The organism is Spiroplasma eriocheiris (assembly GCF_001029265.1).
Lineage (GTDB): Bacteria > Bacillota_I > Bacilli_A > Mycoplasmatales > Mycoplasmataceae > Spiroplasma > Spiroplasma eriocheiris.
In genome coordinates this window covers 191,239-203,051 of sequence record NZ_CP011856.1, presented here as the reverse complement: position 1 = coordinate 203,051, position 11,813 = coordinate 191,239, and the positions used below count along the sequence as shown (strand labels likewise).

General features: G+C 30.1%; 9 protein-coding genes and 6 tRNA genes. All 15 read right to left on the bottom strand.

What is annotated here, in order from left to right; translation table 4 throughout:
- Positions 1–439: 439 nt before the first annotated feature.
- The gene (trxA, locus tag SERIO_RS00945; RefSeq protein WP_047791054.1) at positions 440–748 is read right to left on the bottom strand and encodes a thioredoxin; all 309 of its coding nucleotides are present in this window, start codon (positions 746–748) and stop codon (positions 440–442) included.
- A 40-nt stretch (positions 749–788) separates the two neighbouring features.
- Positions 789–1,604 (bottom strand): Cof-type HAD-IIB family hydrolase, encoded by an 816-nt coding sequence (locus SERIO_RS00940; protein ID WP_047791053.1) that lies wholly within the window; start codon positions 1,602–1,604, stop codon positions 789–791.
- 164 nt (positions 1,605–1,768) lie between these two features.
- Positions 1,769–1,853, bottom strand: a tRNA-Leu gene (locus SERIO_RS00935).
- Between the two features lie 33 nt (positions 1,854–1,886).
- Positions 1,887–1,962, bottom strand: a tRNA-Lys gene (locus tag SERIO_RS00930).
- A 7-nt stretch (positions 1,963–1,969) separates the two neighbouring features.
- Positions 1,970–2,046: transfer RNA gene (locus SERIO_RS00925), tRNA-Thr, on the bottom strand.
- Positions 2,047–2,059: 13 nt separating this feature from the next.
- Positions 2,060–2,135 (bottom strand) — tRNA-Val (locus tag SERIO_RS00920).
- Between the two features lie 4 nt (positions 2,136–2,139).
- Positions 2,140–2,215 (bottom strand) — tRNA-Glu (locus tag SERIO_RS00915).
- 37 nt (positions 2,216–2,252) lie between these two features.
- Positions 2,253–2,328, bottom strand: a tRNA-Asn gene (locus SERIO_RS00910).
- A 107-nt stretch (positions 2,329–2,435) separates the two neighbouring features.
- Complete coding sequence (locus tag SERIO_RS00905; RefSeq protein ID WP_047791052.1) at positions 2,436–3,122, bottom strand: hypothetical protein; 687 nt, start codon at positions 3,120–3,122, stop codon at positions 2,436–2,438.
- A gap of 112 nt (positions 3,123–3,234) precedes the next feature.
- A complete protein-coding gene (locus SERIO_RS00900) occupies positions 3,235–3,420 on the bottom strand; it encodes a hypothetical protein (RefSeq protein ID WP_047791051.1) in 186 nt (61 codons plus the stop codon).
- Positions 3,421–3,473: 53 nt separating this feature from the next.
- Positions 3,474–4,091 (bottom strand): hypothetical protein, encoded by a 618-nt coding sequence (locus SERIO_RS00895; RefSeq protein ID WP_047791050.1) that lies wholly within the window; start codon positions 4,089–4,091, stop codon positions 3,474–3,476.
- 104 nt (positions 4,092–4,195) lie between these two features.
- Entirely contained in the window at positions 4,196–7,747 is a 3,552-nt protein-coding gene (locus SERIO_RS00890; RefSeq protein WP_236682160.1) for an FtsX-like permease family protein, read from the bottom strand.
- Between the two features lie 96 nt (positions 7,748–7,843).
- The gene (gene rnc / locus SERIO_RS00885; RefSeq protein WP_047791049.1) at positions 7,844–8,578 is read right to left on the bottom strand and encodes a ribonuclease III; all 735 of its coding nucleotides are present in this window, start codon (positions 8,576–8,578) and stop codon (positions 7,844–7,846) included.
- 18 nt (positions 8,579–8,596) lie between these two features.
- A complete protein-coding gene (plsX, locus tag SERIO_RS00880; RefSeq protein ID WP_047791048.1) occupies positions 8,597–9,601 on the bottom strand; it encodes a phosphate acyltransferase PlsX in 1,005 nt (334 codons plus the stop codon).
- A gap of 84 nt (positions 9,602–9,685) precedes the next feature.
- Positions 9,686–11,791 (bottom strand): polyribonucleotide nucleotidyltransferase, encoded by a 2,106-nt coding sequence (locus tag SERIO_RS00875; RefSeq protein WP_047791047.1) that lies wholly within the window; start codon positions 11,789–11,791, stop codon positions 9,686–9,688.
- Positions 11,792–11,813 lie beyond the last annotated feature (22 nt).

Below are 11,813 nucleotides of genomic sequence, written 5' to 3'. Positions count from 1 at the left end.
ATCATCTAGAAAAATAATAATTTCCTACAAAATGTTTTCTATAATTTGATGATTCCCTAAAAGTTTTTATCATTAAGTTTTTGTCACTACCTTGTAACATATGTTTTGATTTCCTTCTATTTGTATTTAACCACTTTTAGATTTATTTGCAATCATTTTACCGAAAAGTATCTTTATTTTATAATATTTTTATTGATAAAAAGAAAAATTTTGGTAAATTGCCAAGAAAATAAGGGCGAAAATTAACGAAATAAAAAAAGTTAGCCGCGTGCTAACTTGTTTTATTTACTAACTTGTGATTGTGAATTTTTCTTTGCTGCTTCCTTACGGGCTTTTGCCTTCGCTGCTTTTTTTGCTTCCATTAGTTTCACTCTTTTTTTCATTGACATTGCCATAATTTAATATTCACCTACCTACTTATTTAAATTTTAATTGTAATTTATTTTAATAATTCTTTAATTTGATCTTTGGTTGCAAATCCAACATGACGATTCATTTCTTTTCCACCTTGGAAAATTAATAATGTTGGGATTGATGCGATACCATATTCTTGAGCAATATCTTGTAAATTATCAACATCAACTTTTGCAAAATGAACATTAGAAACTTCACCAGCTAGTTCTTCATAAATTGGCGCAAGCATTTTACATGGGCCACATCAATCAGCATAAAAGTCAATAATAGTTTTTTCATTTTTATTTATTAAATCATTAAATTCTTGCATATTTTCTAAATGCTTAATTGCCATAAATTTCTCTCCTTTGCATTATATTTATAATATAGTATCATTATATCTCATTTTTTAAAATTTTATCCCTTAAATATAGTGCCGGTCCGTTTTCTTTATTTGATAATGAAATCTCTTGAGCCAAAGCTTTAATTTCATCAATTGCATTATTAACCGCCACTCCGGTACCTGCTTGTTTAATTAACTCAATATCATTGTACGAATCCCCAAATGAAAAGGTATTTTCAATCGGAATTCCTAAATGGTGCGATAAAAATCTTAAGGCGCTGCCTTTTGAAATTCCTTTTGCTGAAATTTCAAAAACACGATTATTATACTGGGTAACATCTAATAATGGTAATAATGCTTTTAACTCATCTACTAGTTGCGCTGCAGCACTATCACTTAATGGTTCATGGGCAATAACACTAGCATGGGTAATGTCTTCTGCGATCTGGTCAGGCGCATCAATAATTTTATACCTTGTTTTCATAACCTTTGATCAGTAAAATGAATTTTCGCCTTTTTCATAAACATAAGTTCCGTTGTTGCTAAAAAAATGAACTTTACATTTATTGTAAGTAAATTCAAATAATTTTTTAATTTCTTCATCCGTAAAAATCATCATTCATAAAAATGAGTTAGTAGCAAATGAATAAGCAGCAGAACCATTATTTGCTAAAACATACCCATTATATTTATGAACTTTTAGTTTTTTTGCTTGACGAATGGCATCACTCGCAAGACGGCCCGTTGTAACTACAAAGGGAATTCCTTTGTCCTGGATTTGTTTAATTGTTTTCTTAGTAATCTTGCTAAACTTATGATTGTCTTGTAATAAAGTCCCATCCAAGTCAGCAAAAATGGCATGTTTCATATGATTCCTCCTTAATTAATTATAAAGGCTCCTATCTTTATTCCTATATTTTAATTTTACTATAATTGTTATTAGAAATGATAAAGTTATGGTGGTTTTCTACACTAATTTTGCGATAAAAAAAATCACTCCACAGTGATTAAACATTGATTAATTTTAAATAATGGTCCGGGTTAAGGGACTTGAACCCCCACGAGTTGCCTCGCCAGATCCTAAGTCTGGTGCGTCTGCCAATTCCGCCAAACCCGGATTTTTTCTGTTATTAATATTTTATTAAAAAATTGGTCTCCTGTAAAGGACTTGAACCTTTGACCCACTGGTTAAAAGCCAGTTGCTCTACCAACTGAGCTAACAGGAGAGAACAATGGTGCTGGCTAGAAGAATCGAACTCCCAACCTACTGATTACAAGTCAGTTGCTCTACCAGATTGAGCTAAGCCAGCGTATTTAAAAAAATGGTCGAGTGTAACGGACTTGAACCGCTGACCACCTGCTTGTAAGGCAGGCGCTCTCCCAACTGAGCTAACACTCGACAATGGTGACCTGTACGGGAATTGAACCCGTGAATGCATGCGTGAAAGGCATGTGTGTTAACCGCTTCACCAACAGGCCAAATATGATTTTTTAAATATACTTCCTTAAAATAAAATGGCGCCTAGTGCAGGGCTCGAACCTGCGACCTGTCGGTTAACAGCCGAATGCTCTACCAACTGAGCTAACTAGGCATTGTTGAATAATCAACCTTATTTATTATATATAAATTAATAAAATCGTGCAACTATTTTTCTTGTTTTTTTAATCTTTTATAGTTTATTTAAAAAGAAAACTAATTTTATGTAAAGAAAATGACATTTTCTGAAAAAGGAAAAAAAGCTTTAAAAGCTGTTAATAATTTTATTTTTTTAACAGTTTGGTCATCTAAATATTCACCCGCTAAATCAATTAAATCTTTACGGTATTTTTCAACAATATTAGTTCATGAAAACCAACTAATAATTAATAAAATCAAGCCCACAATCGCAAGAACTTGAATCGCCATCGAGATGTTATCAATATCTAAGTTATTATTGTTAATAACATTACATAAAATTATTAAAATTGTTGTTGTAATAAAAATTACAAATACAAAACATAATAAATACGAAACAAATTTTAATCAAAAAAATGAACGGTTTTTTTTAGTTTTAATTTGAAATAAATAATAAAAATGAAATAACATATCATAAATTTTCAAAACACTTGGATCATTTAAATCACGCGTTCTAATTTTAATAGTGTTACTAATGTAATTGAAATTCTGGGCCTTTCCAATAAATTTAAAAATTCCAATATTTACATCTTTGAAATCATTATCATCTAACATCTTTCGCAAAATTTCTTTAGGATAATATTTTGTACTTTGGCGTTTGTAAGAAATATCAACTAAACCAATAATTATCATTCCTAATATTAAAAGACCTAAAATTATTAAAAAAACAAAATAACCTAAACCTGCCATATTATTTTCTAGTCCAAACATATTATTCTCCTTTTATTTATCATTCAATTATTCTCGTATTAATTATATACATTTATCAAAGGAAGTGGACAAGAAATCACGAAAATAAAAACATTATTTTATTAAATAATGTTTATTTTGAATTAGAAGTAATAACTTCTTCCGTAGTAATTAATTTGCCATCTTTATCAAATGATTTGGCACAAAATCCAATGCCATCAATCATATTTGGTGTACAAGCAAAATTCTCTTGAATTTCTTGCATTTTTTTTAAAATTTCTTCTTCAGTTAGGTTTGAACCTTTTAATGCTTCCCCCATGGTCGTCATCTCCTTATTCATAAATATTATATCACTATTCTTGAACAATGAAACTAGCACTTGTTAACTAATAATTTATTAAAAAAATCAATGAGGGCTTTGGCAGTAAAAAAATATAAAATAAAAAGTTTAAAAACTTCATTACTCGTTTGATAATCTAGCACCTGTGTTCGTAATGTTGTTCAAAATCTTTCTTGAATTGTCAAAAATTGATGAAGGGTTTCACAACTTAAAATTTCATTAAAAATATTAGTTAAGATTTTTACCGCGAAATCTTGGTATTTTGTTAATTCTAAAATAATTCCTACATTTAATTCTTTAACAGTGTCAATAAAGGCTTGAATAATTTCCTGTTGTTTAAGTAATACCTGGTCTAATTTTTCACAAAACAAGGTGATCCCATGACAATAAGACATCACCATTCCAATTTGAATCATCATTTCATCTGATAAAGCCTGATTATCTTCTTCCACAATTAACACTAATAAATTAATAAAGTGCTGACTATATTCTTCAATGGTAACACTATGTTCAAGCGTTTCATTTAATAATTTTGTTAATTTAGCATTCCGATAACTTTGTTGTTGATAAAATTCATTAAACTGATGGTGTTTTTCTTTTAACAAAGTTAACCCATTAAAATTAACCTTACTAATTGTTCTTACCCACATTATGTTCCCTCCTTTATCAACTAAAATATAGCATAATGTTATTTTGATCATTAAAAAATATCCCTAGCATGCATAAAAAAACATAAACAAAATTTGTTTATGTTCTAATTTCAGTTCATTGTTTTTAACATTGGATATCGCCGGTCCATAAAAACTTTATTTAAGACAAACGCGGTGATAAACATTGCGACTAAGCCAAAGAAACTAATTAAGTAGTCCCCCACATTAACAGTCGCGGAAACATATGCAAGCATATTTCAGATAATTTGCTGGCGAATCATATCAATGACATATGTCCCAATTGGAATCGAAATAACTCAACTAATAATAATGATTGGTAAATAAACCAAGAACATCCGGTTAAAAATTCAAAAGTTTGAATATCCTAATGCTTTAAAACTGTTTAGCAATTTTAAGTTATCTTTTACAATAATATTAGTAATAATAAAGATTTGGAAAATACATGCAACAATTGATGCGACTAAGATTAACAAATAAATTAAGAATAAAAGAATTTGTAAATTAACTGTTTTTTCAAACATGTTCGTTAAATTTTGCGTTCCATTATAAATAGGAGCCGCATCATATGTTTTTGGGTTAGACGGATCGATTGCATAATTATTATTCCGCTCATAAAAACCAATATAGCGGTAAGTCTCATTTTGCTCAAGGGATGAATAAAGTTGGTTTAAATCTTTTTGGGCCAATCCCTTTGTAGCATAGTTATTAATTAAAATCATATTTTTCATTCCGTTGTTAAATTCATCCATCACAATATAGAACGTAACTGATTTCTCGTTAAAATTGCTTGTTAAAACATCACCAATATTAACTCCCTTTAAAAATTGAAAACCTTTATTGACAATAATCGGATAAACATTGACTTTAAAATCGGATGGTTTTCACCCGGGGGTATGGGCATAAAACCAATCCCCATTCTGAATTAATGATTTAATTTCATTAGTTAATAAAATTGCTTCTTTAACATGACTATTGATTGTATACTGGTTTGGATGAAGCGCATAATATAATAAACTTTTTTGGGAATCACGATCATCAAAACTAGTAATCTCATTAAAGAATCATTCCATATTAGTTTTATTTTCTAAGCGGGGAACAAACAATAAATTATTATTTTCATATTGATAAAATTGAGTCGCATTACCCCCAATCCAACTGAAGTTTCATGGTTGAATATAATTTTGATAAAAACTACGAATTGAAATATCAATTGGTGATTTTAAATTGGCTTCACGATAATTGCTTAAGGAGTTTTCGGTATCACCATAATTTAAAGCAAAATTAGTTGATAAATAACTATTTAGGGCAAATAATTCTTGTTGTTGTTTACCATAGATAATTGGTTGATAACCCAAAGTAAGAATTCCATTATTACGGCTTAATTCTTCAATAAAATAATAATAGGCACTCGAATTAATAAAAGAAGTAATTTGATCATAATGGCTCGTTCCCTTACAATTATTAACATATCATCCATAACTATTAGCATTTAACCATAAATATTTTAAACTTTTTAAATCCGTACTACCATCAACAAATGGCCCACAAACAGCCTTCCCATTTAGTTGATATTTTTTCAAAACTAATTCAGAAGTAGTTATTTTTTGTGCGGGGTCTAGGATATTATACCCAGCAACATTGCTACTAATAACATCTTGGGGACTATCATAGACTAAATAATCATAGGGGGCTTTGTTGTTTAAATCATAATGATAACTATTATCATACTGATAAGCATATTTTCAATTCATATTGTAACGCAAATTAAGATTAACTTGCGAAAAGTTAATAATTGTTGTTAAACCAGTAAAAAGCATTGCCCCAGTTAAGGTCGTTACGATAATTGTTAATAATAATTTTCATTTTGCATCATAGGCAAATTTTAAACTGATTTTTTGTTTAAAGTTCAGCTTAATGAATCCTAAAAACTTCGTTGAATAACCTTTTTTAGGAATTGGCGCTTTCACCACTTTTGGTTTCATTAAAATCAGTGGTTTTTTCTGAACTTCTAAGAAAATAAAGATAAAAGCGTACCCACAAACAATGGCTGTTGGAATGGCAAAATCATATAGCACAATTCTTCAGTTTGGAACCGAAAAGTAAGTTGTTAGTTCTAAAAAGCCACTATATGTAATATTAAGAATAAAGGAAAAGACCCAACTTGTGCCCATCGCAATTGTGGAAATAATGAGCATTAAAACAAAGAAACATAATAATAAAAGTGTTGTAATAACCGTTGTTGAATAACCCTGAGCTTTTAAGTTTCCAATAATTTCACGATTAACTAGTAATAATTTATTAACAATCATACTAATCATAATAAAAGAGGAGACAATTAACAGAATTGAAATCGCCATTAAAATTGATCAAATAATTTCTTCTTTATTAATAATTAATAGTAACATTGAATTTATTTCATTATCAGGTTCACTACTTAAATTAATATTTCCATTCTGATAAATATTAGCAAAGTTATTCCAACTTCCTTGCTTATTGTCCTTAAAACCAGGGTTTAACTGGTCATCAGCAAAAGCACCTTTAATTGTTCACTGGTCTTCCACTAACCGTGTAATATTTGGTAAATACGATTTTAATTTAAGAAAATCTTGGTTCCGCATCCATAAGTAGGGATTATAAACAAAATTACCATTGTTTACATCTTGGTTTACAAATAAACTAGTTCCAAACCCTAAAATCCGATAATAATTATTATAAATATTAATAACATCACCAATTTTTAAATTATTTTTACGCGCATAACTCGGATTAATAATAATAGGAGCAATCCCATCTGGCGCATTATAATTTAAAAATTCTTGATAATTTCCCTTAACCATAATTGGGGTTGACCAATAACCCGTTTTAATATTTTGAATATAGTAATACTGTGCTTTAAAAATATCATAAACATCTAAGGTTTCATAAATAAAATCCTTATTAATGACAGAACCTAAAATAACAGTATTCATTAATTTTATTTCTAACTCATGAATGTAATCCTGGTTAGCTTTAAAATCTTTATACTGGTTGGTAAAAATTGTATAACCTGATAAATCTTTTGTTTTAGCGTCAACACTAACAAAAGGCATTCAATCCCCATTTGTTTTACTATAACTAATTAATTTGTTATATTCGTCATCGGTTAAGATAAAATCACTATTTGGTAAAATATCATTACGAAAATTAATAGCTAACGTATCATTGTTTTTTAATTGCTGTTGAAAATATTCATTATTACTATTTGATGCTAACCATTGTCCCACATGGGTTGTTTTAGAATCTAAAATAATTTGGTAATAATCATTGATTTTTTTTAGACTAAAATTAGCTTTTTCCATTTGATTAAGATTAGGATTATGCTTATCATCTAAATAATTAATATTAACTAAACTGTATGATAAGTTATTGGCGCGGGATTTAATTTTTAATTCATCACTAATTCTAAAAGTTACATTAGTATCATATGACCCTTGCCCAATTTTATCTAGTTGGCTATAAGCTAAATTATGCGATAAAATTAAACCACAAAAAATTGTGATAATAACAATCAACATCATAAATAGTCCTAATACTTGCAAAGTATTTTTGGTAAAACTTTTTCAAAAATTTTTAAATAAGTGTCTAATCAAAATCATAGTTTACTCCATTTATTTTTATTAAATTAATATTTTTTTATTTGCAAAGGTGTAAAACTTCACCATAGTTTATTTTTAATAAACTATCACAAAGTTTTACTCAATTGTATTTTTTGCTAATTTATTTAGTGCATTGCGTGCAGCAATTTGTTCAGCTTCTTTATGAGTATAACCTTGCCCTTCACCATAGCGCACCCCATCAATTTCAGCTACAATCCGGTAAAGAATTTTGTTTCCTTCCGGCGGCATAATTTCATCAATTAATTTATATTCTAATTCCCGTGAATCACTGGCTTGTAAGAATTCTTGTAATTCGGTTTTGTAATCACGAATTTTATCCAAAAAGGCTGGTGAACCCGCAAAGTCAATTAAAGTATCGGAAATAAAATGACGAGTTGTTTCTTCACCGGTATCTAAATACAAGGCAGCAATCATTGATTCGTAAATATCAGCTAAAATCCGGTCTTTTTCATACCCTTTTGTTTTAATTTCTCCCTTTCCTAACAAAATAAATTGTGCTAAATTCATTTTTCGTACTAATTCAGCTAATGTTGATTCTCGCACAACTTTACTTCTTAAATTAGTAATTTCGCCTTCATTTTTATTAGGATATTTCCGAAATAAATATAACGAGATTTCTTTAGCAAGAATAGCATCCCCTAAAAATTCTAACCGTTGATATGTGTATGATAAATTGTTTTCGTTTGCATAAGAATTATGAGTTAAGGCTTCTAAATAGTATTTTCCATTTTTAATTTCAATGTTATATTTCTGAAAAAAATCTTTTAATTCACGCACCAAATTTTCTGGTGTTTTATTTTCAAATGACATCTAATCACTCCTTTTAAACTAGTTTGTTTCCTTAATTGCTTCTCTAATTTTATTGGCAACATCATTATTAATAGCAGTTCTAGTCATTTCTAAGGTACTAATCCATGATTTTTGATCACTACTACCATGGGTTTTAATTGCAATTTGGTTAAGACCTAGCATTAAAGCTGAAGCATTATTTCGATAATCAAAGGTTTCTTTAACGCCTTTAAATGCTTTTTTTAACATGAGTGCTTTAATTTTCCGAATAATATTTTTTGTTAATTCTTTTTTTAAAACTGTCATTAAATTTTTGGCCATTCCTTCAATTGCTTTTAAAGCAATATTGCCGGTAAAACCATCAGTTACTATAATATCAACAAGATCACTCGTAATGTGACGAGATTCAATATTTCCATAAAAATTTAATTTATTATTAGATTTTAACATTTGGTAAGCTTCCTTATGGTATTCTTTACCCTTGCTTGCTTCTTCCCCAATATTTAATAAACCAATTTTAGGATTCGACAAATTTAAAATTACCCGGGCATAAACATCGGCCATAATTGCAAAGTTTACTAAATCTTGGGCATCATTTTCTAAATTAGCGCCCACATCGAGCATCATAACATACTTGCCCTTCGTAACGGTTGGAATAAAAGGCATAAAAGCAGGGCGAGAAATTCCTTCAATTTCTCCAATAATAAAATGACACGCTGCTAAATAAGCAGCAGTTGAACCACCCGAAACAAAAGCGTTAACTTTTTGTTCCTTTAGTAATTCTGCACTCCGCACCATTGAACTATCTTTTTTCCGCCTAATTTCTAGGGGTCCTTCAGTCATCGCAATCACTTCTGAAGCATGGAAAATTTCATAACGTGCTGGATCTAATTTGTAATTTTTTAATTCATGTTTAATTTCTTCTTCGTTTCCTACAAAGATAAAATTAATATCATGATATTTTTTAAGAAAAATTTTAACCGCCCCAAGGATTGGTCTGATCCCCAAATCAGTCCCCATCATATCAATTGCAATTTTATTCATGATATTATCTACTCCTTATTTCTTTTTAATTATAACAAAAGAAGTATCACATTGGTAATTTATCAAAGAAAAATGATTATTCTCTTATTTGCTAATAATTTTCACTAAACCCAATTTAATTTTTCCTTTAGCATCAATTTCTAGCACTTTTACCCGTACTAAATCATTTAAATTAACAATATCTTCTGTTTTGCCCACATGTTTATCAGAAAGTTTTGAAATATGGATTAAACCATCAACGCCTTCCTTCAAGTTAACAAAAGCACCAAATTTTTCAATTTTAACAACTTTTCCTTCGTATTCTTCACCAACCGCTGCGGGTCACACAATATCTTTAATAAATTGATATGCTTTTTCAATTGATTCATAATTTTTATGATAAATTGTAACTTGCCCATCATCTTCAATATCAATTTTAACATCATCAGATTTTTCAATTAAGGCACTAATAACTTTTCCCCCGGTTCCAATAACTTCTCTAATTTTATCAATCGGAATCATAAAGGTTTTCATTTTCGGAGCCGTTGGCGCTAACTGGTTACGAGGTGTGGCAATTGTTGCTAACATATTAGCTAACACTACTTTCCGTGCTTTTTTCGCCGCTAATAACGCTTCTTGCAAAATTTCTGCACTAATCCCCGTAATTTTAATATCCATTTGTAAAGCACAAATTCCCTTTTCACTCCCAGCAACTTTAAAATCCATGTCACCTAAGTGATCTTCCATCCCTTGAATATCAGTTAAAATAGTATACTGATTATTTTCCATTACTAAGCCCATAGCAATTCCAGCAATTGGGGCACTGATTGGCACTCCAGCTGCCATCAACGCTAAAGTTGATGCACATATTGATGCTTGCGAAGTACTTCCATTTGACTCTAGAACTTCGGAAACTAACCTAATTGTATAAGGAAAGACTTTTTCACTAGGAATAATTTGTGCCAAGGCTTTTTCTCCTAAGGCACCATGCCCAATTTCTCGACGCGAAGGTGGCCCCATTCTTCTTGTTTCACCGACTGAAAATGGTGGAAAGTTATAATGGTGCATAAAGCGTTTTCCCTCTTCATCGGTAATTCCATCAATAATTTGGTTTTCTCCTAATGCTCCCAAGGTTACAATTGTCATGACCTGTGTTTCACCACGTGTAAATAAAGCGCTCCCATGAACAACAGGTAATAAATCAATTTCACTTGCTAAGCGACGAATTTCATCAGCTTTTCGACCATCCAAGCGTTTTTTATCTATTGTAATTTGACGGCGGACTTCATCACGAACAACATTATGTAAGCAAGTGCTTAATTCTAACATTACCCGTTTTTTTTCTTTTTCATTTTTATATTGTTTTTCTTCATATACCATTAATGCGGCATTATTAATATTTTCAATTTGATGATAACGTTCTTGTTTACTTGCAATATTTGCAGCGGTAATTAAAGCCTGTTGATAATTAGCTGTCACAAAATTTTGAATTTCCTGACGAATATTAAATAATTCAACTTGCATTTTTTCTTTACCAACTGCTTTAACAATTTGGTCTTGAAATGATATTAATTCTTTTACAACATTGTGACCTTTTAAAATAGCTGCTAATACTAAATCTTCGCTAATTTCTTGGCAACCTGCTTCAACCATATTAATGGCATCCCTCGTTCCCGCAACAATTAATTCCATTTTGCCGTTGTTTAATTCATCTAAAGTAGGATTAATTATTATTTGGTCATTATTATCAATTGTTACTAATGTTCCTGCAATTGGACCATTAAATGGAATTGGAGAAATTGAAATTGCTAAGGAAGCAGCAAATAGCGCTGCAATCCGCACATCATTATCATTATCAACGGCTAAAACATTAATAACAACTTGGACTTCGTTCCGAAAATCTTCAGAAAATAATGGGCGTAACGCACGATCTATTACCCGTGCTGATAAAGTTGCATATTCACTTGGTTTTCCTTCCCGTTTTAAAAAACCGCCAGGAATTTTTCCTACCGAATATAGTTTCTCTTGAAAAACAACTGTTAACGGAAAAAAATCGCTTTCACTAGCCTGGTCGCTCACAGTAACCGCTACTAAGACAACTGTATTACCATATCTTACTAAAACACTACCTGCTGCTTGTTTTGCTAATTGTCCATATTCAACGATTAATTTCCGACCGTTTAAAATTGTTTCATAAACTTTTTTATCCATACAAAAATATTATTCCCTCTCT